Below are 23,346 nucleotides of genomic sequence, written 5' to 3'. Positions count from 1 at the left end.
GGTCGGGGCAGCCCCGCGACCGTCATCGATCGTCCGTTACGACGAGCACGGGGACGTCGACCGTACGAAGCACCCGGTCGGTGACGCTGCCGAGAACCTGCCCCAGCGCGCTCGTCTGGCCCCGGGAACTCATGACGACCAGGTCGACGCCAGCCTCGTCGACGTAGTCACGGATCGCCCTGTGTGGCGAGTTCCGAACGACAACCGTCTGGATCGAGCGCTCTGCGTCGTCACTTCGGAGTCGATCGGCGAGGCGGTCGACGTGCGCTTTGCGGTCGGCTTCGAGGCGCTCGATCTCGGGGCCGGTGAGGCCACCGGCGCTGAACGGTCCGACCGCGGTCGCCAGGTCGAGTGCGTAGAGCGCGTGCACGGTCGCGTCGTGATCGGTCGCGATCGTCCCTGCCATCGGTGCGGCTCGTTCGGCGGCTTCGCTCCCGTCCGTGGGGACGAGCAGGTCGGATATCTCGACCTGGCCGTCGCCCTCGGGGACTGTGAGGATCGGACGGTCGGACTGTCGGAACGCCGAGTGAACGACGCTCCCGAGGAGCCGCTTGCCCAGGCCCGTGCGCCCGATTCTACCGAGGACGAGCAGGTCGGCGTCGTGCTCGTCGGCGAAGGAAACGAGGCGCGTTGCCGGTTTGCCGGTGAGCGAGTGGCCGTCGACCTGGACTGACGCGTCCTCGCAGGACTCGAGCGCGTCTTCGAGGACCGCATTGGCGTCCTGTTCGGCTGTCTCGTCCGTTTCTTTCCTCACGTAGACGAGGTCTACGTGGGCGTCAGCAGCTTCCGCGATGGCGACGCCGACCGCCGTGGCTCGTCGCGCGCAGTCCGACCCGTCGACGCCGATGCAGATCCGTTCGAGCATGTCGGTCGTGGGTGAACGTTGGGCTATTCGGGCGATAAAGCTTGGTTCGACGGGGTCGCATCGCTTCGTTGCCGGAACCGAGTAGCCAGAGGTATAGGCTGCGGGCGCCCAGCAGCGTCCATGAAACAGGCCATCGTCGCCCGCGCGGATCTGAACATGGGCGAGGGCAAACTCGCCGCCCAGGTCGCGCACGCCTCTCTCTCCGCCGTCGAGGACGCCGACGGCACTGCCAAGCGAGAATGGCAGGGGAGCGGCCAGAAGAAGATCGTCCTGCAGGCGAACGGCGAGGACCAGCTCTTCGAACTCGCCGACCGCGCCGAGCGCGCCGGCCTCCCCCACGCCATCGTCCGGGACGCCGGCCACACGCAACTCGAACCGGGAACCGTCACCGCGCTCGCGATCGGTCCCGCCAGCGAGCGTGCCGTCGACGAGATCACCGGCGACCTCTCGCTGTACTGATGGCCGACTCGTCCGACGACGGAGCTACGCGACGGTTCGATCTCCGGCCCGCACACCCGACGGAGCAGGCCGTCGGCATCGAGCACTACGTCACCGACGTCGACGGGACCGGCGGGCGCCTCCGACGCTCGCCCGACGACTTCCGCGTCCGCGAGATCGAGCGGATCGATCCGGAGCCGATCGACGCCGATCCGGGAGCCTATGGACACGTGGTCGTGCGTGCGACGCTCCGGAGCTGGGACACCAACGACTTCGCCGGAACCCTCTCTGATCGGCTCGGAATTAGCCGTCACCGCGTGCACTGGGCCGGCACGAAGGACAAGCGCGCGGTGACGACGCAGCTGTTCTCGATCGACGGCGTCGATCCGGCGGTGATCCCGGGGGCTGGAGCGGCGAGCAGCGTCGACGGGGCTGCCGACGCGACCGGCCAGAAAGCCACTCCCGCCATCGACGAGGCCGACGTCGAGGTGCTCGGCAGGCTCGGTCGCTCGATCGAACTCGGCGACCTCGTCGGCAACGAATTCGAGGTGAGGATCACCGACGCCGAGCGGCCGGAGCACGTGGGCCCGATCACCGACGCGCTCGCCACGTTCCGAACCGGCGGCGACGCGCCGGACCGCGACGAACCGGGGAATCCGACCCCGGTCGCCGTGCCCAACTTCTTCGGACAGCAGCGCTTCGGAAGCCGTCGACCGATCACGCACGCCGTCGGCCTGGCGATCGTCCGCGGCGAGTGGCGCGAGGCGGTCCGCATCTACGTCGCCGACGCCTACGACTCCGAACCCGATTCGACCCAGGACGCTCGCGCTGCCGCCGGCGACTGTTTCGACGACGGCGACTGGACCGGCGCGCTGGACGCGATGCCGAACCGGCTGGGCTACGAGCGGACGCTGCTCCACGCGCTGGAACGGGCGGACGCGGACCCCGGGGACGACGCTGCCGTCTTCCGAGAAGCACTGGCCGACCTGCCGGAGAACCTCCAGCGAATGTTCGTCCACGCCGCGCAGTCCTACGCGTTCAACCGGATACTCTCGGCGCGACTGGACGCCGGCCTGCCGTTCCACGAACCCGTCGCCGGCGACGTGGTCTGCTTTGCAGACGCGGGAGCGCCCGAAGAGGTCGCGCTCCCGGACACCGATCGGTTGCAGGCGGTCACTGCGGATCGCGTCGACACGATCGCTCGTCACTGCGAGCGAGGCCGGGCGTTCGTCACCGCGCCGCTCGTCGGGACGGACACCGACCTCGGCGACGGCGATCCGGGGGAGATCGAGCGGCGGATACTCGACGACCTCGACCTGTCGCCCGGCGATTTCGACCTGCCCGATCCGTTCGGCTCGACCGGGACGCGTCGGGCGGTGCTCGTCGGGACCGAGCTCTCGATCGACGACCACGACGAGCCGACGCTCTCCTTCGCGCTGCCGAAGGGATCCTACGCGACGGTGCTGCTGCGGGAGTACCTGAAAGTCGACCCAATCGCACTCGGGTAGACTGGGAGAAACTGGACGTTCGTACGGATGCGAGGTGCCGACGAGGCAGATCCCGCGTGCCGCGATGGTAAGACATTACAGGGCCATCCGGCAATACTCGACATGGCCGATTCCGACGTCGCGAGGGGACTCGAGGGAATCACCGTCGCCGAGACGCGTCTGAGCGACATCGACGGCGAGCAGGGGGAACTCGTCATCGGTGGCTTCCCGCTCGGCGAACTGGCTGGCAACGCGACCTACGAGGAGACCCTCTTCCTGCTCTTCGAGGATCGATTGCCGGACGCAGAGGAACTCGAGGATTTCCGAGCGGATCTCGCGGGCCGCCGCGAGATCAGCGACGAGGTCCGGGCCGTGCTCCGGCAGGCCGCCGAGCAGGACAAGCCCGCGATGGACGCGCTACGGATGGGCGCCGCGGCAGCGAACCTCGACCAGGGCGAGGAGGATCCTGAGGCCGACGCGAAGCGCGTCATCGCCATCTTCCCGACGATCGTCGCGACGTACTGGCGGTACCGTCAGGGTGAGGAGCCCGTCGAGCCGCGCGAGGATCTCCGCCACGCCGCGAACTACCTCTACATGCTCGACGGCGAGGTGCCCGACGAGGCAGAGGCCCGCGGCCTCGAGACGTACCTCAACACGGTCGTCGATCACGGGCTCAACGCGTCGACGTTCTCCGCGCGGGTCGTGGTCTCGACGGAGTCCGACGTCGTCTCCGCGGCCACGGCCGCAGTCGGCACGCTGAAGGGTCCGCTCCACGGCGGTGCGCCCGGTCCGGTCCTCGAGGACCTCCAGGCCGTCTACGAGTCCGGCGATCCCGAGGGCTACGTCCAGCAGAAGCTCGAAAACGGCGAGCGCATCATGGGCTTCGGTCACCGCGTCTACCGGGTGCGTGATCCCCGCGCCGCGGTGCTCTCCTCGGCAGCCGAGCAGTTCTACCAGGACGGCGGCGACGCTGCGTTCTTCGAGGCAGCAGAGGAGTACGAGGAGGTCGCCGTCGCCGCACTCGAAGAGCACAAACCGGATCGCCGCCTCGAGACGAACGTCGAGTTCTACACCGCAGCACTCCTCCACGGCGTCGGCATCCCCCGACAGCTGTTCACTGCGACGTTCGGCATCTCGCGCTCCGGCGGCTGGATGGCCCACTGTCTCGAACAGCTCGAAGACAACCGGCTGATCCGCCCGAGTTCGAACTACGTCGGCGATTCCGGTCGGACCTGGACGCCCGTCGACGAGCGGTAACGCGCCTCGATCTCGGTTGCTTACTCCGACCTGAGGGCCGACCTGACCTCGGATGCTGCTTCGAGCACGTGCTCCGCCAGCCCCCGCGCCCGGCGAGCGACAGACTGCGGTGCGTCGCGGTCACCGCGCTGGAGGTGCAGCGCCCTGAGGTACGCGACGCCGTTGACGACGCCGAGCGGCCGGAACGTTTCCTCCAGGTCCGCTGGGAGCGGGCGAACCGTGGCGTAGCCCTCGAGGAACGCCGCTCGACCGTCGGGATCGTGGGTCGCGCCCGGCGGCCCGTAGGTCGGTCCGATCGATCGCAGGAGATCGAACGCAGGTGGTCCCACGAGTGCGTGCTCGAAGTCGATGACGCGGGTGACACGGGCGGGATCCGCGGATCGGTCGATCCCGACGTGGTCCGGGAGGGCGTTGCCGTGGAGCAGGGTAGGGTCGCCGACGTCGTCGAAGGCCTCGGGGAACGCTTCGACCAGGCCGAGCACCTCGGTCGCCACGTCGCCGTACCCGCGTGGTTCGAGGAAGCGACGTCGCTCATCGAGGAACGCTACGAGCGTGTCGCTCCAGCGGTCGTCGGCGTCGAGGGCGAGCGAGCCGTTCTCGGCCTCCAGGTGCCCCGGGGCGTCGAACCGTTCGCTCGCTGACTCGTGGAGCCGAGCGAGGCCGGCACCCATCGCCCGACTTCTCGTCTCGTCGACGGTCGGATCCGCCGGCAGGTCCCGGCACCAGCCGGCGACGAAGTGGTCTGATCCGACCGCCATGATCGGCGGGACGGGAACGGGCGTCTCCGCGGCGACGAACTGGAGGATTCGTGCCTCGAGTTCGGGATCGCCGAGCGGATGCTGGGCGACCTTGCAAACAACGCGCTGTCCGTCGTAGGTCACCTCGAAGACCTCGTGCGGGCGGACGTCGTGCAGCCGCCGGTGGACCGTCGTTTCGACCGGGTGCGATGCGAGCGCGTCGTGAACTGATCTGGTCATGACTGTGCCGCGTTCGTGCGGCCGTCGGCCGCAGCGCAGCCGCTCCGGCCGGCGAGAAGGACGACAGGAGGTCGCGGGGTGATCCACTTCGTTCTTTTGGAGTGCGCAAACGGTCGTCGCGGATCCGCGCTGCTTTTTCCCGGCGGTGAACAAACACGGTCGATGGACTGCCGGCGTTGTGCGGAGCCACTCGACCGACCGGGCGATTACTGTCTGGTCTGTAACACTGCCAACGCCGACGCAGTGGTGATCGACGCCGACCGCGAGCGGGCCACGCTGACGATGCTCGACGAGGACGCCGTGGTCGGATCGAGCGTGGTGCGGACCACCGAGGAGGACGGCGAGAACGCGATTAAGGAACTCCGGGCGTTCGCCGGCCAGATCGCGGACGAACTCCACCGCAAACGGCCGGAAACCGTCTACGCTGCCGGCGACCGGCAGGTCCTCAGGGAGATCCAGGGCGAGAGCCAGTACGAACTCCTCCGCGTGACCGGTGACGACCCCGTCGAAACCGCGATCGACCGCCGGGGCGAACGCTCCCTCGACGTGGTCGACGCCGCTCCCGCAGAGAAGATCGGCGGCTCGCACTCCACGCTGATCGGGGGCCGCGAGGGGATGCGCGCGATCCGGACCGTCGCCGGCCACCCGCACGTGAAGAAGGTGATTCCGGGCCCGATCGACGCCGGTGGGACGGGCTCCCAGTCGGGGCTCCGCGCGAAGGCCACCCGCGCCGACGCCGGCGGGAACGTGCGCCTGCTCTTGCGCGACGGCTCTTCCGTCCAGGAGAACCGGGTTGTCACCACCGCGAGAGAGGCCGACGCCGGGGAGTTGATCCGTGAGGACCTCAACGCCGCCCTCGACGAGGCCGACCTCTACTGACGAGCGCGCGAGGTGGCCGCCTACCGCTCACGCCCGATTCGCCGTTCCACCGGATTTCCCGAGTGTCGACCGATCACAGCGGGTGGGACTGGAAGGGGCCGACCGCTCGGCGACGGCCGACGAAGCAAGCACTGGACTGAGCGAACGAAGTGAGCGAAGGAAGCGCGTAGCGAGTCGCCCGAGTCGAGCGGGAGGGGGCTTCCAATGCGTTCACCGTGCGGATTCGCATTCCTGCGTCCACGTCGTTCCATCTCGGGTTCGCAGCCTTTATCAGCGCGCCACGGATACCCTGAGCCACTATGAGCAGCAATTCGAGTCGGACCGGCAGTGCCGGCCGATTCGGTGCACGCTACGGGCGCGTCGCCCGCAAGCGCGTCGCCGAGATCGAGGCCGACACGCGCGACGACCACGAGTGCCCCGAGTGTGGTCGCGAGCGCGTCGTCCGGACCGACACCGGCATCTGGGAGTGCGAGACCTGCAACTACACGTTCACTGGCGGCGCCTACCGTCCCCAGACCCCGGCCGGGACCACGGTCCGACGGTCGATCCGCGCTGCCCTCGCCGAGGACGAAGACGACGAATGAGCGCGTACAAGTGCTCGCGCTGCAAGCGTGACGTCTCGCTGGACGAGTACGGCGGGGTCCGCTGTCCGTACTGCGGGCACCGCGTCCTGCTGAAGGAGCGCAGCCCCGACGTCAAGGAGATCGACGTCCAGTAGCGCCGTGGCGATCCGCGCCACGCTCGAGTTTTCCTACGCGGATTCCGCCCTCGCCCAGTCGATCGAGCGCGCCATCTCGCTAGATGCCGGAGCGATCGAGGGCGATCGGTCGGCGACGGCGGTGACGCGGGACGACGATACCGTGATCGTCGAAATCGACGCCGCCGATCCGAAGGCGCTCCGTGCCGCGAAGCGAACGTGGTGCTCCCACGTGGCGGCCGCCGAGGAGACGGCGATCGCGGCGCGCTGAGGCACCGTAGCCTTCGTCTCGGTCGCCTCGGTCGTCAGGGCGGTCGAATCGCCTGCCCTGCTCCCACGCCAGCCACTGGCCACAAAAGCAGGGGTTTTTCAGTACCCGGACCGACCTCGAAGCTATGCAGGGTAGTCTGCCGCCGGAAGCACAGGAGAAAGTCGAGGAACTGCAGGATCTCCAGGAGACGGCCCAGGAGGTCGCCGTCCAGAAGAACGAGGCCGAGACGGAACTGACCGAGTCCCAGTCCGCCCTCGAGGAGCTCGAGGACGTCGACGAGGACACCGTCATGTACCGGGAGGTCGGCGAACTCCTCCTCGAGACGGACTACGAGACCGCGAAGGACGACCTCGAGGAGAACGTCGAGAGTCTCGAGATCCGCGTCGAGACGCTCCAGAAGCAGGAGGATCGCGTCCAGGAGCAGTTCGAGGAACTCCAGCAGGAACTCCAGGAGATGCTCCAGGGCGGCGGTGGCCCGATGGGCGGCATGGGCGGCGGGCCCGGCGCTGGCGGCGACTGAACGATGGGAGCCTCGGACCCCGGGGACGACGACCCGAATGCGGACGGCGACGGGCCCTCCGACGACGAGGTCGTCCAGACGGCGGCCGAGGCCGCAGAGCAGGTCGTTTTCTCGCGGTTCGGTCGAAGCGACGTGAGCGACGTCGACATCTCGGTGAACTTCGAGGACGGCATCCTCGAGGTCGACGTCTACATCGAGGCCGACGGCGACGCCGATCCCGAGCAGGTCGCGGACGACGCAGCGCTGGCGGCCCAGGGCGCGGTCGACGACCTCTTCGACGAGCCCTGACTCGCTCGAAAACGGAGCCTTCGCGTCCGTCGTTCCGCGCTAACTCGTTCCCCGGAGTTTGCCGTTCGTCGATCGCCGTCCTTACTCGCAGAGCGCGACGAAGTTCTCGAAGACCTCCTCGCCTTCGGCGGTGTGAGCGACCTCGGGGTGCCACTGGACGCCGTAGAGATCGCGGTCAGCGTCGCTCATCGACTCGACGTCGCAGACGTCGCTCCGGCCGGTGAGGGTGAATCCCTCCGGAAGCTCCGTGACCTCGTCGGCGTGGCTCGCCCAGACACGCGTCTCTGGATAGAGCGAGCCGGTCAGCGGGTCGTCTTCGTCGAGGAGTTCGACGGTGACGTCGGCGTAGCCGCCGTAGTCCCCGCCGCCGACCTCGCCGCCGAGTTCCAGCGCCATCGCCTGCATACCGAGACAGATGCCGAGGACTGGAATATCGAGATCGAGGTAGTCGCCGCAACGACCGCGATCGTCCATGTCCGGTCCACCGGAGAGCACGAGCCCGTCGGCCTCGATCTCCTCGGGTGGCGTGTCGTTGTCGATGATCTCGCAGTCGATGCCGAGATCGCGGAGCGCGCGCTGCTCCAGATGCGTGAACTGCCCGTGGTTGTCGACCACGTCGATCCGCGTCATTTCCAGCGGGTACTCGGAGCGGGGCAAAAAGGCGTCCGATACGCCGGGCAGTGGCGATCCCCAGCCGGCGTCCCACCCCAATCACTATGCGAGCGACGTTCGAAGTCGGTGTATGGACGTCGCTGCTCGGCTCGACGACTTCGATCATCCGGCGTGGACGACTGGACTCGCGACGATTACGGGCTACGCGCTCTTCCTGATCGCCGTCTTCACTGTCCTGTTCCTTGTGCCGTGGCTCGTGCTGAGCGCGCTCTAGTCGGCCGATAGCGCATTCCCGGGCGAGTCCGGGATGAAGAAAGCTATCGCGCTGCCCCGGCGATCAGGCGAACGTCTTCGAGACGCCCTCGTCGGACTCGTCGGCCTGCACCTTGCGCCACGCCTCGCGGAAGTCGGTCTCGCGGACCTCGGTGCGGTCGTCGCGGATGGCGAACATCCCGGCCTCCGTGCAGACGGCCTTGACGTCGGCACCGGAGGCGTCCTCGGCCATCGTGGCGAGCACGTCGAAGTCGACGTCGTCAGCGACGTTCATGTCGCGGGTGTGGATTTCGAAGATCTTGCGGCGACCCTCTTCGTTGGGCTTTGGCACTTCGATGAGGCGGTCGAAGCGGCCGGGACGGAGGATGGCGCGATCGAGCATGTCGAAGCGGTTCGTCGCGGCGATGATTCGGATCTCGCCGCGGTCCTCGAACCCGTCCATCTCCGAGAGGAGCTGCATCATCGTGCGCTGGACCTCGGCGTCGCCGGAGGTCTTGGAGTCGGTCCGCTTCGCGGCGATGGCGTCGATCTCGTCGATGAAGATGACGGCGGGCTCGTGGTCGCGGGCGACCTGAAACAGGTCCCGCACCAGCTTCGCGCCCTCGCCGATGAACTTGTGAACGAGTTCGGAGCCGGCCATCTTGATGAAGGTCGCGTCGGTCTCCTCGGCGACTGCTTTCGCGAGGAGGGTCTTCCCGGTGCCCGGCGGGCCGTGGAGCAGGACGCCGCTCGGGGGCTCGATGCCGACGGTCTCGAAGTCGCCGGGCTTCGTCAGGGGCATCTCGACGGTCTCGCGGACCTCGAGGAGCTGTTCTTCCAGGCCACCGATGTCGCCGTACGTGACGCCGGGAGACTCCTCGACCTGCATCACGCGGGCGCGGACGTCGGTCTCGTCGTCGAGGGCCTTGACGATCGAGCGGGAGTTGTTCAGCGCGACCCGGCTGTCGGGGTCGAGGCGCTCGCGAAGTTCTTCGGTGACCTCCGTGAGCATCTCCTGGTTGTTGCCGTGCTGTTTGACGATGACGCCCTCCTCGGTGACCTCCTGGACCGTCGCGACGAACAGCGGTGACTGCTTGAGCTTCTTGTTCTCGTGGGTCAGCCGCTCGAGTTTCTGCTGGTACTTGTTGTTCTCCGCGTTCGCGTCCAGGAGTTTGTCTCGCATCTCCTCGTTCTGTGATTCGAGGACCTCCAGACGTTCCTGCAGTGCCTCGATCTTGTCGGACAGGGAGGCCTCCTGCTCGTCGTAGGGAAAGTCGACCTCCTCCGCAGTGTCGCTCATTGCTGATGAGTTAGGGGTGTGGTTCATAAGAGACTTCGGGTGGTGACACCGCCGTTGTGAAGCAAAATCGACCGACTCCGATGCGCCATCACGGCATCCGATCGCGCGACGGCTCCGCCCAGTAATTATTCTCTGAAGTAATAAATACAAAGAGGAAATATTATTAGTCGGCATCCAGTACCCTGCTCCACGATGAGCGCATCCGAGTCCACCCTGCCCGAATCCGACGAATCGACCGCCTCGTGGGACGACGTCCGCGACCTGCCCCCGAGCGCCAAACTCGTCGCGAAGGTGCTCGAGTACAACGAGACGCTGACTCAGAGCCAGCTCGCAGACGAGACGCTGCTGCCGCCCCGGACCGTCCGGTACGCGCTGAACCGGCTCGAAGAGGAGGGCGCCGTCGACTCGCGCTTCTCCTTCTCGGACGCCAGGAAGCGCCTCTACACCCTCGCGATCGAGGAATAGCGCCGCCGATTCGATCGGGAATCGCCCCGCCCGATTCTCGGATGCGCACTCGATTCTTCGCCGGTCGATTCGACCGAGAGCGTCGCGCTCGGCGGTATCGAACGGTCGGCGGTCTCGGTCACTCGCTCGCCGCTGGCCTGCCCACCGCCGGCTCCGTCACCGGTCCGGTCGCCGCCCGTTCCATCACCACTGCTTCCGCTTTCCGGAGGTGTTCTGCAGCCGTGCTCGGGGCACACCCCGTCGCCGTGGCGACGTCCTCGACGCTGGCCTCGCGCGGTTCCTCGTAGTACCCTTCCTCCAGCGCCGCGTCGACGATCTCCCGCTGGCGGTCGGTGAGCGCGCCCGCCGTCCGGAACGATCGCTCGCCGTAGGGCCGGACCTGCAGGACCTCGGGGTCGAGTGCGTCGGGAATCTCGTCGACGGTTACCGACAGCGCTTCGGCCGGGCCGACGAGCGAGGCAACGAGCGTGCCGTCCATCCGATACTCCAGCGGGGGAACGAGCAGCACGCCGGGCCGATCGATCGCGTCGGCGAGGCCGCGATCCAGCCCGTCGAGGTCCGCGTGGACGTAGAGGTAGAAGCCGTTACCCTCGGCGTCGGTCACCGAGTGCGTCGCGTCGGGCACGCGCTCCTCCAGCGCCTCGAGGTAGGGCTCCTGGGGTCCCTCGATATAGAAGAGGAGCGTCATGCCGTCGTCCGGACGGCCTTGCCAGTGGAGCTGCCAGTAGGCGGTGTATCCGCCGTGATCCATCGCGTACTGGTGCATCGGGTGCCGATCGTCGGGTGGCATTGCGACGGCGAGCCGGATCGATCGCATCGCGCGGAGGCTGTTCGCCCTCTCACTTAAATCAGCCCCTCTGCAGGGGCAGCAGATCCAGCGGGCGAGCGTCCCAACTGCTGAGCGTGAGCAGACAGCCCGAACAGCAGCGTCTGGAGCGACCGGAACCCGAAGCGTGCGACGCCGCGGGTCCACTCGTCGATCTGCCGTCGGCGGTTCCCGCCTCGATTGCCGACGCGGTACTCGACACCGACGACCACCTGAATGCGCCAGCGATCGTGATTCGGCCCGACGACGTCGAGCGGGTCCTCGCGGCTCTGAAACGCGAGGCAGGCTACGATCACTGCGCCTGCGTCACCGCCCAGCAGTACGCCGATCGCTACGAGTCGATCTACCACCTCCGGACGTACGCCGACCCGACCGACGAACTGGGCGTCGTCGTGCCGACGACGCCCGAGGATCCGACGAGCGAGAGCGCGGCGGCAGTCTACGACACCGCCCGATGGCACGAGCGAGAGGCCTACGACCTCGTCGGCATCGAGTACGACGGCCACCCGAACCTCGAACGGATCCTCCTCCCCGACACCTGGCAGGGCCACCCGCTTCGCGACGACTACGACCAGGATCGACCGCAGATCGTCACGCTCTCCGAGCACGCCAACCCGCTCGCGGTAGACGAACGGGTCGCCGGCCAACCGGCGACGGAGGCTACGGACGAGCGCACCACCGGAGCCGCCCACGCCGCCGACACGGACACGATGTTCCTCAACATCGGCCCGCACCATCCAGCCACGCACGGCGTGCTCCACCTGAAGGCCGTCCTCGACGGCGAGCAGGTCCTCGACGTCGAACCGGACATCGGCTACATCCACCGCTGCGAGGAGCAGATGTGCCAGCAAGGCACTTACCGCCACCAGATCATGCCCTACCCGGATCGCTGGGACTGGTCCGGCGCGGGGCTCTGCAACGAGTGGGCCTACGCCCGCGCCGCGGAAGACCTCGCTGAAATCGAGGTGCCGGAGTACGCCCAGGTCATCCGGACGATGTCCGCGGAGCTCTCGCGGATGCTCGGCCACCTCCTCGCGGCAGGCACCTACGCCCTCGACATCGTCGGCGACTTCACGGCGCTGTTCATGTGGTCGATGCGCGAACGCGAGAAGGTCCAGGCGGTCCTCGAGGAGCTAACCGGCCAGCGCCTGATGTTCAACTACTACCGACTCGGCGGGGTCGCCTGGGACCTCCCCGAGCCCCGGGAGGAGTTCTTCGACCTCACGCGGGACGTCGTCGAGGGCATCCCGAAGGCGATGGACGAGTACCACGCGCTCCTGACGAACAACGAGGTCATGCAGCTCAGGACGATCGACACCGGCGTGCTGGAGCCGGAGGTCGCGAAGTCCTACGGCTGCACCGGCCCCGTCGCACGCGGCTCGGGCATCGACTACGACGTGCGCCGCGACGATCCCTATGGCTACTACGACGAACTCGACTGGGAGGTGTGCGTCGAGGACGGCTGCGACAACTACGCCCGCGTGCTGGTCCGCCTTCGCGAACTCGAACAGTCCGCGAGGATCGTCGAGCAGTGCATCGACCTGCTGGAGGCCTGGCCAGACGACGAGCGGGAGATCCAGTCGAACGTCCCGCGCACGCTCAAGCCCGAGCGCGACGCCGAGATCTACCGCGCCGTCGAGGGCGCCAAGGGCGAACTCGGGATCTACATCCGCGCCGACGGCACCGACACGCCCGCCAGATTCAAGATCCGCGGCCCATCCTTCTCGAACCTCCAGGCGCTCCCGGAGATGGCCGAGGGCGGGTACGTGGCCGACCTCGTCGCGACGCTCGGCAGCCTTGATCCGATCATGGGCGACGTGGATCGCTGACGGGCCAGTATCGCTTCCACGTCGGCCTGCTCGCCTCCCACGCTCTATACGCTCCGCAAGTTTGCCACGCTCCCCACGTTCTCCACACTCCCCGCGTTTCCACGCTCCAAACCCTCAAGTGCGATCCCGCGGCGAGCGATTGGCGATGGGCCTGCCCGGCGTCACGCCAGTCCTCGACCTCCAGCTATCGCTGACCCTGCTCACGGCGGTCGCCGGCGGCACGTTGCTCGGTACGGCGACCGGGCTGGTGCCGGGCCTCCACGCCAACAACGTCGCGCTCGTGCTGGCGAGCGTCGCCGTCGGCCTTCCGGGCCCCCGAATCGCGGTCGCAGCCGCCATGCTCGCAGCGGGCGTCGCGCACACCTTCCTCAACGCGATTCCGGCGCTGGCAATCGGGGTGCCCGACGCCGAAATGGCCGTCTCCGCGCTGCCGGGCCACCGTCTCGTGCGCGAGGGCCGGGGCCGCGAGGCGATCCGACTCTCGGTGCTCGGGAGTTCGCTGGCGGTCGTGCTGGCGGTGCCGCTCGCGATCCCGGTCACGCTCGCGATGCTCGACGTCTATCCGGCGATCGCCGCGAACCTCCGCGTCGTGCTCGCCGTCGTCGTGGTCGGGATGCTCGCGATGGAGCGCTCCCGGCGCTCGCGCTTCGCGGGCGCGGTGACGTTCCTCTTGGCGGCCGGGCTGGGATGGCGATTCCTCGACGCCGATCCTGCTGCACCACTTTCTGCGGGCGGCGTGCTCGCACCACTGTTTGCTGGCTTGTTCGGCGCGCCCGTATTGCTCGAAGCGTTGCGTGGTGGCGGGGTCCCGCCGCAGGGCGACGCCGCGATCTGCGAGTCGCCCGGATCGGTCGGGGCGGCAGCCGGTGCGGGCACGCTCGGCGGTGCGATCGTCGGCTATCTGCCGGGGATCTCCTCGGCGATCGCGGCGGTGGGCGTCCTCGTCGCGATGCCCGGCGATCTCTCGGAGCGGGACTACGTCGTCGCGACGAGCGGCGTCGACACCGCCAACTCGATCTTCGCCCTGTTCGCGCTCTGGGCGATCGGCAGCCCACGGACCGGCGTGCTCGTCGGGGTTGCGGACCTCGGCGCGCCGGTGAACCTGCCGGTGCTGACCGCCGGCGTCCTGCTCGCCGGGGGTCTCGCTGCTGGTATCACGATGGTCCTCGGTGACCCGTACCTCCGAGTCGTCGGCGGTCTCGATCACAGACTCGTGGCGATCGGCGTGCTCACGCTGCTCGTCGGGATCTCGTTCCTCTTCGCCGGGTTCCTCGGCGTGGGGCTGTTCGTCGCCGCGTCGCTCGTCGGACTGATTCCCGTCCGCGCAGGTGCCTACCGCGTACACTGCATGGGGGTGTTGATCGGGCCGCTGTTGCTCGCAGCCTGAATCGGTGGGTCCGCCTGCGGGCGGAAAGACAACCCTTAACCCCGGTGCTGTGGAAATCGGATCCATGAGTGAGTCCCGACAGAAGCGAGCGCAGAAGTGCGTCTCGTGTGGGATCAACGTCGCCGGCACGAACGCCGCGTCGTTCGATTGCCCCGACTGTGGCACCCGGATTCACCGGTGTGCGAAGTGCCGCAAGCAGAGCAACCTCTACCAGTGCCCGTCCTGCGGGTTCACGGGGCCATAACCATGGGAAAGGTAGCCGCGCAGATCAAGGTCATGCCGGAGAGCCCCGAGGTCGACCTCGACGATCTCGAGGAGCGCCTCGCCGACTCCCTCCCCGAGGGCGCCGAGATCAACGGTATCGGCCGCGACGACGTCGCCTTCGGCCTCGTCGCCCTGCTGCCGACCGTCATCGTCGCCGACGGCGCAGGTGGCACCGAGCCCGTCGAGGAGGCGTTCGCGAGCGTCGACGACGTCGAGTCCGTCGAAGTGCAGGAAACCGGTCGCCTGTAATCGGTCCTCGATAGCGTGCGGATTTTCGGGTCGGCTCGTACGACTAGCGGCAGTACTATCGGTCTCTCGACGTATTCTGCGGCTCCTCCACTCAGGTGATAGAACGACCTGCGCTACTCCGCCCTGGTCGTCACTTCACAGCCGTCCTCGGTCACGATGACGGTGTGTTCCTTCTGGCTGACCATCGTCCCTTCCTCCTCCTGCAAGACTGGGTAGCCGTGGACGATGTCGTGCTGCTTGAGTCGACGGAGCGCCATCTCCGGCCGGTTGACGTCGAGCCACCGCGTCGCGAACGGCAGGGTCTTCCACTCCTCGGTGATCTGGGCGAGGGCCTGCCGCGCCTCGCGGTTCCGTACGGAGCCCTCGCGTTCGAGTGCGAAGATCTCCTCGTGGCTGCCTTCGCTAACCTTGCCCCGGCCGTCGGTGGCGAAGGGTTCGATGGCGACGACGTCGCCCGCTTCGAGGGTGGTGCCCTGCGAGACCGCCCGGTTCGGGATGTTCGGCGAGGCGTGTTGCTCCCAGTGCCCGAGGCCGTGGCCGGTGAGGTTCACGACGGGGTTGTAGCCGTGCTCGTCGATCGCGGCCTCGATTGCGGCGCCGACCTCGCCAGTCTGGACGCCGGCCTCGATTTCGTCGATCGCTGCGTCGAGCGCTTCTGCACTGGCTGCCACGAGGTCGTCCCACTCGCCGGTGAGGTCGACGGTGACGGCGGAGTCGGCGAGCCAGCCGTCGACGTGGACCCCGATGTCGATGTTGACGAGTTCCTCGCCGATCGTGCGGTCGTCGTCGACGGTCGCCGTCGCGTGGGCGGCCTCGTGGTCGATCGAGATGTTGAGCGGGAAGGCGGGCTCGCCACCGAGTTCGCGGATCCGTTCCTCGGCGAACTCCGCGATCTCGGTGTGGGTCGCGCCGACCTCGATCTGCTCGACGGTCTCCTCGCGGGCCTGCGCGAGGATCTCGCCGGCCTCGCGGTGCTTCTCGTACTGCTCGGCGTCGAAGTCCACGTCTGTCATGGGACTGTCTTCGCAGGTACGGGGGAAAGGGATTTCCTTCGGGTACTACTCGGGCGAACAGCCGCGGACGGCCGAGCCGTCTCCCGGACTGACCATCCGCTCCGGGCTCGGCGATCAGTCAGTTCCCGTCCGCAGGATCCAGCCACGAACACTGCGGGCAGTCCGCGAGCCCCTGGACGTTGAGCGTGGTCGCCCCACACTGTGGACAGTCGGACTGGTTCGCGTGGCGAAGGTGAGCCATTCGTGGGTCCGAAGACAGGTACGACGATAATAAAACTACGTCTCGTCGATCGTCGAAGGTCGTGCGTGTCACGCCGACGCGCTAGCAATGGCTCCCGAAGAGCGCGGGTCGGAACGGACGCGATCGAACGAGCCATCTCCTGAGGAGTAGTGCTCCGTAGCTCTCACCACGCGCCCTGGGCGATCGCTCGGTCCACAACCGCGGGCAGCGGATCCGTCCGTTCGCTCACGGACGGCGGGACCGTACACCGTTCCCAGCGTCACCGACACGTCCTCACTGCATCGGTCTCGAATCACGACGCGGGCGCCGTGACCACCCACCCCGCTCCCTCCCTCGATCGCCGCTTCCACCGGACGACGATCGAGCACACGCACACTCCTCATAGAAGCGACGAACGGCACGCTAAACGCAGCGACAGTGGCACGTCATCGCACCGACGATGGCACGTAGATATCGGCGACGGTGCCGCGTCGATGGCCGGCGACTGTGGCACGGGGATCGCCGGCGTCGACACGACAGCCTTCGACAGTGGTGGAACGGATCGCTGGGACCAGCAGCGATCCGACGATTCCAACTCGCGTGGTGCCCACGCGGTCGCCACGCCCGGACGGCGGGGGATGGTGATTGTCCGGGGCAGTGTGTGCCCGCGGAGGCACGGGTTGACCAAGGACTGCTCCAACAATGATACCAGACCCTAATTACTTGGTGTCAGTGCCGCTCACCGGTGCCGTCGACAGCCGTCGTCACGTCGCCGGAGCCCCGGCGATCGGTCCGCGGTCCCTATCAGCGCCGTGCGGTGGCGGTCTGCATCGCTTCACTGTCGAAGGCACTCCCGAGTCTGCCGTCAGCGTCGGCCACGATGACGCCCGCAGTGCCCGTCGCGTGGTCCCCGAACGCGTCGATCGCTGCAGTGGCTGCCGCGTCTGCGTCCATTCCGTCCTCGACCGCACCGACCGCCTCCTTCGCGACGGTCGTCCGTACGATGTCCTCGCCGGCACCCGTCGCGCTCGCACCGGCCGCCTCCGTCGCGAAAAAGCCCGAACCGACCTGGGGCACGTCGCCGACGCGGCCGGCGAGCGCCGCCCAGCGGCCCCCGGTCGACGTCGCCGCGGCGATCTGCTCGTCCTCGCGAGCGACGGCGCCCACGGTGCCGGTCGGACCCTCCTCGCCGCCGCCGGAATCCGCCTCGCCGTACTGCTCGTTCACCCAGTCGACCTGGACGCCGAGGTGTCGCGGCGGCCCGCCGAGGTCGTCCCAGTGCTCCCGCGTCCGGTCACACCAGAGGTCGACCTCCACGGGGACCCCGAACTGCTCGGCGAGGTCGACGGCGTGGACGCCGGCGATCTGGACGTGTGGCGTCTCTTCCATCACGACGCGGGCGACCGTCACCGCGTGCTCGACGCCAGGCATGGAGGCCGCCGCACCGATCGATCGATCGGACGTCATCACGCCGGCGTCCGTCCGCGGGATGCCGTCGGCCTGGACGCTCGATCCGACGCCAGCGTTGAAGCGCGGGTCGTGCTCGAGCGCGCGAACGGCGACCTCGACGGCGTCCAGCGGGCTGTTCTCGGCCGTTCCGGCCGTCGCGGCCGCGTCGAGCGCGCGCTGTCGGGGTTCGGGCTCCTCCGGCGCGCTGCCAGCCCCGCCGTGGACGATCAGGTCCATCGCGGTGCCTCCTGTGATCGTCTGCAGTACATGTCCTGGGGAATCGAGTGCGACCGTGAAATACGCCGCGACTGCGGACAGTGAGGTCCACGGGGCCTCTCGATCTCCGCACGCAGTCCGGCCGCGATCGTCCGATCAGAAGTCCGCGAGGGTGGTCTGATTCCGCTTCAGCGAGCGCGCCCGGTAGCCTCGATCGACGAGCGCCTCCGCGAGGTCGTCGGTGAATCCGTGCTGGGTGTAGACCGCGTCCGGATCGGCGGTCTCGACGAGTTCCAGCAGTTCCTCGAAGTCGCAGTGATCCGAGAGCGGAAACGTCGCGTCGTAGTCGCCACGGTAGCGGAACGAGGAGCCGGCCGCCCAGCCGGAGAAGCCGGCGGTGAGCGCTCCGGTCTCCTCGACGAGCTGTTGGACGCGTTCGCTCCGTCGCACGTTCGACGGAACGACGAGTGCGTCGCCAGGTTCGAGCGTGGGTTCGGTTCCAGGGCTGCCCGCGTCTCGGCCGTCCGCCGACGTCTCGGGATCGAACGGCTCCGCGCCGAAATCGACGCCCAGCGCAGCCTCGATGGGGTCGGTTACCGCCGCGACGCCCTCTGAGACGAGACAGCGAGTGCGATCCGACCGCGAGACGATCTCCTGGAGCTTCTGTGCTCTGCCGAGCGCGTAGCCGACGAGGACGACCGGCCGATCCATCGTCTCGGTGAGCCACGCGAAGATCTCGCGTTCGATCTCGTCGTGGTCCGGGAACACGTAGCCGGGCCTGCCGTACGTCGCCTCGACGATCAACACGTCCGCGTCGGGCGGTTCGAACCCGTCGAGATGGCAGCGATCGCGGGTGCACACGTCGCCGGTGTAACAGTAGCGCGTCTCCCCGTCGTCGATCAGCACCGCCCGCGAACCGGCGACGTGGCCGGCCGGGAGGAGCGTGACGTCGGGGTGTTCGGCGACGGTGAGTGCCTCGCTCCGCCGGACGCCGGCGAGGTTGGCGGTGAGCGGCGAGCAGATCGCGGGCGTGTCGCTGGCGCTGGCGACGCTGGGGAGGTGATCGGAGTGGGCGTGGGACGTGACCGCGAGGTCGCCGCTCGGGCGCTTGCCGTCGGCGACCACGTCACCGATAGCGGTCTCGATCCGCACGCCGTCGCCGAGTGTGACGGAACCGCGCACGCTGCGGCGTAGGCAACGACGGGGCAAGACGGTTCCGTTGCGAGCGGCTTCCGGCACGATGAATTCGGCGCGTGAAATCCGCCACGAGGTTCCGCCGCGTGACGGCACAGAGGCGAGCGATTCCTCCACGGCACGTGAACGGGTGGTCGCTGCCCGGACGGTTACTCCCGGGTAGCGCTCCTCCGAAACGGGAGCCCTTTTACCCCCCGCAGGCAAGCCTCACCCGTCATGAGCTACGACAAGATCGAGGTCCCGGCCGAGGGCGAGCAGATTCAGGCCGGCGACGACGGACTGGAGGTTCCGGACAACCCCATCATCCCGATCATCCACGGCGACGGTATCGGGCAGGACGTGGGGCCGGCAGCACAGAAGGTCCTCGAGGCCGCTGCGAACGCGACAGGCAGGGACGTTAGCTGGATGCGCGTCTACGCTGGACAGAGCGCCCGAGACAAGTACGGCGACGACGTCAACCTCCCCGACGAGACCGTCGACGCCATCCGCGAGCACCGCGTCGCCATCAAGGGCCCGCTGACGACGCCCGTCGGTGCCGGTTTCCGATCGCTCAACGTCGCGCTGCGCCAGACGCTCGACCTCTTCGCGAACGTCCGGCCGACCTACTACCTCGACGGCGTTCCGTCACCGATGAAGGCGCCCGAGGAGATGGACATGGTGACGTTCCGGGAAAACACCGAGGACGTCTACGCCGGCATCGAGTGGGAGCAGGGCACCGACGACGTGGAGGCCGTCCGCGACTTCGTCGAAGACGAGATGGGCATGGACGACATCATGCACGAGGGCCCGATCGGCCTCGGTCTCAAGCCGATCTCCGAGAAGGGCTCCAAGCGCCTCGTTCGCGAGGCGATCGACTACGCCCTCGAGAACGACCGCGACAAGGTCACCCTCGTCCACAAGGGGAACATCATGAAGTTCACCGAGGGGCAGTTCGGCACCTGGGGGATGGAGGTCGCCGACGAGGAGTACCCCGACGACGAGGTCTTCGCCGCACCCGACTCCCTCTGGGAGGAGCAGGACGAGGTCGACATCCCCGAGGACGCCGTCATGGTCGAGGAGCGCCTCGCCGACGCGATGCTCCAGTGGATGCAGCTTCGCACCGACGAGTTCGACGTCCTCGCGATGCCGAACCTCAACGGTGACTACCTCTCCGACGCCGCGGGCGCCCAGATCGGCGGTCTCGGCATCGCGCCCGGCGGGAACTTCGGCGAGCAGCGGATGCTCGCAGAGCCGGTCCACGGCTCCGCGCCCAAGCGCGCCGGCCAGAACATGGCCAACCCGACCGCGCTCATCCTCTCCGGTCGCCTGATGTTCGAGTACATCGGCTGGCAGGACGCAGCGGACCTCATCCGCGACGCCGTCGAGCAGACGATTTCCAGCGGCACGGTCACCTACGACCTCGAACGCCAGCTCGAGGGGGCAGAGAAGCTCGGTACGGACGAGTACGCCGACGAGATCGTGTCCGCGATCGAAGCGCTGGCCTGAGGCTCGCGGCTTCGTTACCAGCTACGTTTTCTTCGGTTGCGTCCCCGTTCACGAACCGTTCGACCAGCCGGTAGCAGGCGATTGCCGGTTCCGCGAACCGAGACGCGAACCGACTGGACGGCCGTCGGTTTGGCCAGGTGGTGGCCAGTTCCGCTCTCGAAGCACCGGGCTACGCCGCCGAACGGGCAGGGCTGTTATGTAGACGGGGATGGTACGCCGGAGCAATGCTGGAGCTGGAACACGGCTTCCGGGTCGTCGACGTCCACGCGCGCCTCTCCGTCGACGAGGACGTGGCAGCCCGGGGGCGGATGATCTCCCCGGACCGACTCGAGCGGGAGATGCGCCAGGCCGGCGTCGTTCGCGCCGTCGTCGTTCCCGAGACGAACCCCGAGAGCCGCTACCTGCAGTTCAACAACGCCGTCGCGCGCCTGAGCGTCGAGCGCCCGTTCGTCGCGTTCGCCCGGCTCAGCGGTCCCCGGTCCCTCTCCGAATCGGCGACGAACCGGCTCCGCTCAGCCGTCTCCGGCCGCGACGACCACCACACCGATCCCGACGAGATCGAGCAGTACGCCTACGACGATCGGTTCCACGGGTTCGTGATGGACCCGGCGAGGGACGGTCTCCCCGACGAGCAGACCCTCGACGAGCTCGAGGAGGTCGACCTCCCCGTGCTCGTCCCTGGCGGCGAGGCGTTCCCGCCGGAACGGATCGCCGAGACGCTCCTCGATCGGTCCTTCCCGACGATCGTCGGCCACTTCGGCGGTCACCCGCTCCAGCGCGACCTGATGGGCCGGGCGATCGACCTGCTTGGGGAGTACGACGGCTACTACCTCGACACGAGTCTCGTTCGCTATCGCGAACCCCTGGAGCGAGCGCTCCTCGAACATCCCGATCGGGTGCTGTTCGGCAGCGGCGCGCCCGCGAGTCACCCGAACGTCGGCGTGATGGAACTGCTCACGCTCGACGTCTCCGAGGACAAGCTCCGCCGAGCGTTCGACCGGAACCCGAGCCGCGTCGTCGACGCACTCGCACCCGAGGAGGAAGGAGCGCCGATCGGCTGAGTCGCCGATCAATTCGGTCGGCGATTTTTCGATACCGGTTGGCTTCGTCGCCACGCAGCCATTCGTGGACGCCTCGCACACAGGGAGAAGCGTATAGTGGCTGGTCCTCCCTCGTACTGCCATGCCGACGGTTCGTGATCTCAGGCCCGACGACGCTGTAGCACTGACCTGCCTCTACGAGGACTACGAGTGGTGGGCAGATCGCGAGGTCGAGGGCGTCCGGTCGGCCCTCGAAGACACCGACGTCGCGATCGGCGTGACGGTGGACGGCCGTCTCGCCGCCGCGGCTCGCGTCGTGACGGACTTCACGTACTACGCGATGGTCTACGACGTGATCGTCGCTGCCGACCGTCGCGGCGAAGGGCACGGCGACCGGCTACTGGAGGCCATCGTCGAACACGCCGACCTCCAGGAGCTCCCCCGGCTCGCCCTGCTCTGTCGCCGAGGCCTCGTTCCGTACTACGAGTCCGTCGGCTTCGAGCTGTTCGATCCGGAGATCGACGTACCGGAGGGTGGGACGGAGGAGCTGGTGCGCATGACCTATCGGTACGAGGAATGAGCAGCGGCGAGGTTCGAACGCCGGTTATCGCCAGTCGTAGCGCTGGACGACGCGATCGGCGCGTGCGGAGATGCCGTTGGGGTTCCGGCGGCGGCTCCGGTCGCGTCGTCGGGCGCGCCAGCCGTCCTTCGCGCCGACGGACAGGCCGGCGATCGCGGCGCGGCCGTGCCCGAACCAGCTCGTAAAGCGTCCATCGCCGTCGAGGACGGAGCGGGCGGCACCGACGGCGTCTGCAGTCGCGTCGCGGAGCGATCGGATCACGATGGAGGGCCGGAGGCCGTAGTTCTTCACGAGCTGGTAGGCGAGCGATCGATATCGAGCGCGGCGATCGGTTTCGGGTTCGCCGCCGTCGGCGCCATACTGGCTGTGGACGGACAGCTCCGGCAGCCACTCGACCTCGTAGTCGAGGCCCGCGAGACGGTGCGAGGCGTCGCGGGAACCCCCGACCTCCAGGTACTCGTCGAACCCGTCGAGGGCCTCGATTGCCTCGCGGGAGAAGACGACGTTCTCACCGTTGCAGAAGGTGACGGACCGACCGGCGATCGACTGCGCCGGTTCTTCGATCCCCTCGAGCGTCGTTCGCGTCGGCCCCGTAACGACGTCGGCGCCCGATTCCAGGCCCGCTTCGAGCGCGTCGAGCCAGCTCTCGTCGACGACGCGATCGAACCGGAGGAGTGCGATGGTGTCGCCGGTCGCGGCCTCGAAGCCGGCGTTGCGTGCCGCGTTGACGTTACGATCCGCGATCTCGACGAGCGTTTCGACGTCCCCCCGCTCGGAAACCATCCCGGTCGTTCCGTCGGCGGAGGGGCCATTGACGACGACGACCTCCGCCTCGGGAACGTGTTCGGCGAGCGCGTCGAGGCACCCACCGAGCTGGTCCCGGCCGTTCAGTGTAGGGACCACTACCGAGAGCTCCATATACTGCCGCAATCCGTCTCGCTGGGGCTTAAGGTCTTGGGATTACCTCGAACCTACGATGAGTAATTGGATCCGTACCAGTTTCGTTTGAAGATACGTGCGGCGACGGGGGAGGCTGTCCTGGGGATCCACCAGGGATACGGCGGTCGCCAGCGAGCACGTGTGTCGTGCGTCGGACGGCGCCCCGATCGTGCGTCCCTCGGAGCGCCGGTCTGTGAGTGGCGGTATCCTGGGCTTGCCGGGTCGATCGTCGCCGAGAGCATCCGCCGCCGATTCGCTCCTCGTCGAGTCAATGTCTCCTCGATTCGATCTCCCGTCGAATCGATCTCCGTCGGATCGCTCTCCTGTCGAATCGACCTCGCGTCACA

Annotated in this window: 28 protein-coding genes; 18 read left to right on the top strand and 10 right to left on the bottom strand. The window is 68.0% G+C overall.

The genetic code is table 11. The features are described from left to right. Window positions 1-22: 22 nt before the first annotated feature. Window positions 23-865 carry a universal stress protein gene (locus L593_RS02960; protein WP_020445438.1) on the bottom strand — a complete coding sequence of 281 codons (843 nt, stop codon included), beginning with the start codon at window positions 863-865 and terminating at the stop codon, window positions 23-25. A gap of 120 nt (window positions 866-985) precedes the next feature. Here L593_RS02960 and pth2 point away from each other — a divergent pair, with 120 nt between their 5' ends. The 3 genes from pth2 to L593_RS02945 all read left to right on the top strand — a co-directional run bounded on the left by pth2 (window position 986) and on the right by L593_RS02945 (window position 4,047). After that, a complete protein-coding gene (gene pth2 / locus L593_RS02955) occupies window positions 986-1,324 on the top strand; it encodes a peptidyl-tRNA hydrolase Pth2 (protein ID WP_020445437.1) in 339 nt (112 codons plus the stop codon). Then, a complete protein-coding gene (truD, locus tag L593_RS02950; protein ID WP_020445436.1) occupies window positions 1,324-2,811 on the top strand; it encodes a tRNA pseudouridine(13) synthase TruD in 1,488 nt (495 codons plus the stop codon). Before pth2 ends, truD begins: the two co-directional genes overlap by 1 nt. A 102-nt stretch (window positions 2,812-2,913) precedes the next feature. Next, window positions 2,914-4,047: a citrate synthase/methylcitrate synthase gene (locus tag L593_RS02945; RefSeq protein WP_020445435.1), complete on the top strand. Its 1,134-nt coding sequence runs from the start codon at window positions 2,914-2,916 to the stop codon at window positions 4,045-4,047. Window positions 4,048-4,067: 20 nt separating this feature from the next. Here the strand turns inward: L593_RS02945 and L593_RS02940 are convergent, their stop codons facing one another. Further along, a complete protein-coding gene (locus tag L593_RS02940; protein ID WP_020445434.1) occupies window positions 4,068-5,024 on the bottom strand; it encodes a phosphotransferase family protein in 957 nt (318 codons plus the stop codon). 162 nt (window positions 5,025-5,186) lie between these two features. On the opposite strand from L593_RS02940, the gene L593_RS02935 reads away from it, so the two are divergent. The 6 genes from L593_RS02935 (at window position 5,187) to L593_RS02910 (ending at window position 7,679) form a co-directional block, all read left to right on the top strand. After that, window positions 5,187-5,903, top strand: a complete 717-nt coding sequence (locus L593_RS02935) for a DUF2103 domain-containing protein (RefSeq protein WP_020445433.1) — start codon at window positions 5,187-5,189, stop codon at window positions 5,901-5,903. 299 nt (window positions 5,904-6,202) lie between these two features. After that, window positions 6,203-6,487 carry a 50S ribosomal protein L37ae gene (locus tag L593_RS02930; protein WP_020445432.1) on the top strand — a complete coding sequence of 95 codons (285 nt, stop codon included), beginning with the start codon at window positions 6,203-6,205 and terminating at the stop codon, window positions 6,485-6,487. After that, window positions 6,484-6,621 (top strand): DNA-directed RNA polymerase subunit P, encoded by a 138-nt coding sequence (locus tag L593_RS02925; protein ID WP_020445431.1) that lies wholly within the window; start codon window positions 6,484-6,486, stop codon window positions 6,619-6,621. The genes L593_RS02930 and L593_RS02925 overlap by 4 nt, the downstream gene beginning before the upstream one ends. Window positions 6,622-6,625: 4 nt before the next feature. Continuing rightward, window positions 6,626-6,871: a KEOPS complex subunit Pcc1 gene (locus L593_RS02920; protein ID WP_020445430.1), complete on the top strand. Its 246-nt coding sequence runs from the start codon at window positions 6,626-6,628 to the stop codon at window positions 6,869-6,871. A 124-nt stretch (window positions 6,872-6,995) separates the two neighbouring features. Beyond that, window positions 6,996-7,391 (top strand): prefoldin subunit beta, encoded by a 396-nt coding sequence (locus L593_RS02915; RefSeq protein ID WP_020445429.1) that lies wholly within the window; start codon window positions 6,996-6,998, stop codon window positions 7,389-7,391. A 3-nt stretch (window positions 7,392-7,394) separates the two neighbouring features. Beyond that, window positions 7,395-7,679, top strand: a complete 285-nt coding sequence (locus L593_RS02910) for a DUF3194 domain-containing protein (RefSeq protein WP_020445428.1) — start codon at window positions 7,395-7,397, stop codon at window positions 7,677-7,679. A gap of 81 nt (window positions 7,680-7,760) precedes the next feature. Here L593_RS02910 and L593_RS02905 read toward each other — a convergent pair whose 3' ends face one another. Then, entirely contained in the window at window positions 7,761-8,309 is a 549-nt protein-coding gene (locus tag L593_RS02905) for a GMP synthase subunit A (RefSeq protein ID WP_020445427.1), read from the bottom strand. Window positions 8,310-8,421: 112 nt separating this feature from the next. Here L593_RS02905 and L593_RS15850 point away from each other — a divergent pair, with 112 nt between their 5' ends. Beyond that, window positions 8,422-8,565 (top strand): hypothetical protein, encoded by a 144-nt coding sequence (locus tag L593_RS15850; RefSeq protein ID WP_187292635.1) that lies wholly within the window; start codon window positions 8,422-8,424, stop codon window positions 8,563-8,565. A gap of 63 nt (window positions 8,566-8,628) precedes the next feature. Here L593_RS15850 and L593_RS02900 read toward each other — a convergent pair whose 3' ends face one another. Further along, complete coding sequence (locus L593_RS02900; RefSeq protein ID WP_020445426.1) at window positions 8,629-9,843, bottom strand: proteasome-activating nucleotidase; 1,215 nt, start codon at window positions 9,841-9,843, stop codon at window positions 8,629-8,631. 192 nt (window positions 9,844-10,035) lie between these two features. On the opposite strand from L593_RS02900, the gene L593_RS02895 reads away from it, so the two are divergent. Next, the gene (locus L593_RS02895) at window positions 10,036-10,308 is read left to right on the top strand and encodes a helix-turn-helix domain-containing protein (protein WP_020445425.1); all 273 of its coding nucleotides are present in this window, start codon (window positions 10,036-10,038) and stop codon (window positions 10,306-10,308) included. 118 nt (window positions 10,309-10,426) lie between these two features. Here L593_RS02895 and L593_RS02890 read toward each other — a convergent pair whose 3' ends face one another. Then, on the bottom strand, window positions 10,427-11,125 hold the full coding sequence (locus tag L593_RS02890; RefSeq protein ID WP_020445424.1) for a helix-turn-helix domain-containing protein: 699 nt from the start codon (window positions 11,123-11,125) through the stop codon (window positions 10,427-10,429). A gap of 80 nt (window positions 11,126-11,205) precedes the next feature. Between L593_RS02890 and L593_RS02885 the strand changes: the two genes are divergently transcribed. From L593_RS02885 to L593_RS02875, 4 genes are all read left to right on the top strand, one after another. Continuing rightward, on the top strand, window positions 11,206-12,963 hold the full coding sequence (locus tag L593_RS02885) for an NADH-quinone oxidoreductase subunit D (RefSeq protein WP_081638738.1): 1,758 nt from the start codon (window positions 11,206-11,208) through the stop codon (window positions 12,961-12,963). Between the two features lie 145 nt (window positions 12,964-13,108). Next, window positions 13,109-14,350, top strand: a complete 1,242-nt coding sequence (locus L593_RS02880) for a tripartite tricarboxylate transporter permease (protein ID WP_020445422.1) — start codon at window positions 13,109-13,111, stop codon at window positions 14,348-14,350. A gap of 64 nt (window positions 14,351-14,414) precedes the next feature. Continuing rightward, window positions 14,415-14,594: an HVO_2753 family zinc finger protein gene (locus L593_RS15220; protein WP_020445421.1), complete on the top strand. Its 180-nt coding sequence runs from the start codon at window positions 14,415-14,417 to the stop codon at window positions 14,592-14,594. Between the two features lie 2 nt (window positions 14,595-14,596). Further along, window positions 14,597-14,863, top strand: coding sequence for an elongation factor 1-beta (locus tag L593_RS02875; RefSeq protein WP_020445420.1), 267 nt, complete (start codon window positions 14,597-14,599; stop codon window positions 14,861-14,863). Window positions 14,864-14,976: 113 nt separating this feature from the next. Here L593_RS02875 and map read toward each other — a convergent pair whose 3' ends face one another. From map to L593_RS02860, 4 genes are all read right to left on the bottom strand, one after another. Then, entirely contained in the window at window positions 14,977-15,876 is a 900-nt protein-coding gene (gene map / locus L593_RS02870) for a type II methionyl aminopeptidase (RefSeq protein ID WP_020445419.1), read from the bottom strand. Between the two features lie 118 nt (window positions 15,877-15,994). Continuing rightward, on the bottom strand, window positions 15,995-16,117 hold the full coding sequence (locus L593_RS16370) for a hypothetical protein (protein WP_020445418.1): 123 nt from the start codon (window positions 16,115-16,117) through the stop codon (window positions 15,995-15,997). Between the two features lie 783 nt (window positions 16,118-16,900). Next, complete coding sequence (locus L593_RS02865; protein WP_020445417.1) at window positions 16,901-17,782, bottom strand: isoaspartyl peptidase/L-asparaginase; 882 nt, start codon at window positions 17,780-17,782, stop codon at window positions 16,901-16,903. Between the two features lie 135 nt (window positions 17,783-17,917). Next, the gene (locus L593_RS02860) at window positions 17,918-18,943 is read right to left on the bottom strand and encodes a hypothetical protein (protein WP_020445416.1); all 1,026 of its coding nucleotides are present in this window, start codon (window positions 18,941-18,943) and stop codon (window positions 17,918-17,920) included. A 228-nt stretch (window positions 18,944-19,171) separates the two neighbouring features. On the opposite strand from L593_RS02860, the gene icd reads away from it, so the two are divergent. From icd to L593_RS02845, 3 genes are all read left to right on the top strand, one after another. Further along, entirely contained in the window at window positions 19,172-20,440 is a 1,269-nt protein-coding gene (icd, locus tag L593_RS02855; RefSeq protein WP_020445415.1) for an isocitrate dehydrogenase (NADP(+)), read from the top strand. Window positions 20,441-20,664: 224 nt separating this feature from the next. Further along, the gene (locus L593_RS02850; protein ID WP_020445414.1) at window positions 20,665-21,501 is read left to right on the top strand and encodes an amidohydrolase family protein; all 837 of its coding nucleotides are present in this window, start codon (window positions 20,665-20,667) and stop codon (window positions 21,499-21,501) included. Window positions 21,502-21,622: 121 nt separating this feature from the next. Beyond that, window positions 21,623-22,060: a GNAT family N-acetyltransferase gene (locus L593_RS02845; protein WP_020445413.1), complete on the top strand. Its 438-nt coding sequence runs from the start codon at window positions 21,623-21,625 to the stop codon at window positions 22,058-22,060. Between the two features lie 24 nt (window positions 22,061-22,084). Here L593_RS02845 and L593_RS02840 read toward each other — a convergent pair whose 3' ends face one another. Further along, the gene (locus tag L593_RS02840) at window positions 22,085-22,978 is read right to left on the bottom strand and encodes a glycosyltransferase family 2 protein (RefSeq protein WP_020445412.1); all 894 of its coding nucleotides are present in this window, start codon (window positions 22,976-22,978) and stop codon (window positions 22,085-22,087) included. Window positions 22,979-23,346: the final 368 nt, after the last annotated feature.

Origin of the sequence: Salinarchaeum sp. Harcht-Bsk1 (assembly GCF_000403645.1) — an archaeon.
Classification (GTDB): Archaea; Halobacteriota; Halobacteria; order Halobacteriales; family Salinarchaeaceae; genus Salinarchaeum.
This window is presented reverse-complemented; position numbering and strand designations above follow the sequence as displayed.

Coding starts and splice junctions, on each gene's coding strand:
- L593_RS02960 (WP_020445438.1), bottom strand. CDS start 865: ATGCTCGAACGGATCTGCATCGGCGTCGACGGGTCGGACTGCGCGCGA.
- pth2 (WP_020445437.1), top strand. CDS start 986: ATGAAACAGGCCATCGTCGCCCGCGCGGATCTGAACATGGGCGAGGGC.
- truD (WP_020445436.1), top strand. CDS start 1,324: ATGGCCGACTCGTCCGACGACGGAGCTACGCGACGGTTCGATCTCCGG.
- L593_RS02945 (WP_020445435.1), top strand. CDS start 2,914: ATGGCCGATTCCGACGTCGCGAGGGGACTCGAGGGAATCACCGTCGCC.
- L593_RS02940 (WP_020445434.1), bottom strand. CDS start 5,024: ATGACCAGATCAGTTCACGACGCGCTCGCATCGCACCCGGTCGAAACG.
- L593_RS02935 (WP_020445433.1), top strand. CDS start 5,187: ATGGACTGCCGGCGTTGTGCGGAGCCACTCGACCGACCGGGCGATTAC.
- L593_RS02930 (WP_020445432.1), top strand. CDS start 6,203: ATGAGCAGCAATTCGAGTCGGACCGGCAGTGCCGGCCGATTCGGTGCA.
- L593_RS02925 (WP_020445431.1), top strand. CDS start 6,484: ATGAGCGCGTACAAGTGCTCGCGCTGCAAGCGTGACGTCTCGCTGGAC.
- L593_RS02915 (WP_020445429.1), top strand. CDS start 6,996: ATGCAGGGTAGTCTGCCGCCGGAAGCACAGGAGAAAGTCGAGGAACTG.
- L593_RS02910 (WP_020445428.1), top strand. CDS start 7,395: ATGGGAGCCTCGGACCCCGGGGACGACGACCCGAATGCGGACGGCGAC.
- L593_RS02905 (WP_020445427.1), bottom strand. CDS start 8,309: ATGACGCGGATCGACGTGGTCGACAACCACGGGCAGTTCACGCATCTG.
- L593_RS15850 (WP_187292635.1), top strand. CDS start 8,422: ATGGACGTCGCTGCTCGGCTCGACGACTTCGATCATCCGGCGTGGACG.
- L593_RS02900 (WP_020445426.1), bottom strand. CDS start 9,843: ATGAGCGACACTGCGGAGGAGGTCGACTTTCCCTACGACGAGCAGGAG.
- L593_RS02895 (WP_020445425.1), top strand. CDS start 10,036: ATGAGCGCATCCGAGTCCACCCTGCCCGAATCCGACGAATCGACCGCC.
- L593_RS02890 (WP_020445424.1), bottom strand. CDS start 11,125: ATGCGATCGATCCGGCTCGCCGTCGCAATGCCACCCGACGATCGGCAC.
- L593_RS02880 (WP_020445422.1), top strand. CDS start 13,109: ATGGGCCTGCCCGGCGTCACGCCAGTCCTCGACCTCCAGCTATCGCTG.
- L593_RS15220 (WP_020445421.1), top strand. CDS start 14,415: ATGAGTGAGTCCCGACAGAAGCGAGCGCAGAAGTGCGTCTCGTGTGGG.
- L593_RS02875 (WP_020445420.1), top strand. CDS start 14,597: ATGGGAAAGGTAGCCGCGCAGATCAAGGTCATGCCGGAGAGCCCCGAG.
- map (WP_020445419.1), bottom strand. CDS start 15,876: ATGACAGACGTGGACTTCGACGCCGAGCAGTACGAGAAGCACCGCGAG.
- L593_RS16370 (WP_020445418.1), bottom strand. CDS start 16,117: ATGGCTCACCTTCGCCACGCGAACCAGTCCGACTGTCCACAGTGTGGG.
- L593_RS02865 (WP_020445417.1), bottom strand. CDS start 17,782: ATGGACCTGATCGTCCACGGCGGGGCTGGCAGCGCGCCGGAGGAGCCC.
- icd (WP_020445415.1), top strand. CDS start 19,172: ATGAGCTACGACAAGATCGAGGTCCCGGCCGAGGGCGAGCAGATTCAG.
- L593_RS02850 (WP_020445414.1), top strand. CDS start 20,665: ATGCTGGAGCTGGAACACGGCTTCCGGGTCGTCGACGTCCACGCGCGC.
- L593_RS02845 (WP_020445413.1), top strand. CDS start 21,623: ATGCCGACGGTTCGTGATCTCAGGCCCGACGACGCTGTAGCACTGACC.
- L593_RS02840 (WP_020445412.1), bottom strand. CDS start 22,978: ATGGAGCTCTCGGTAGTGGTCCCTACACTGAACGGCCGGGACCAGCTC.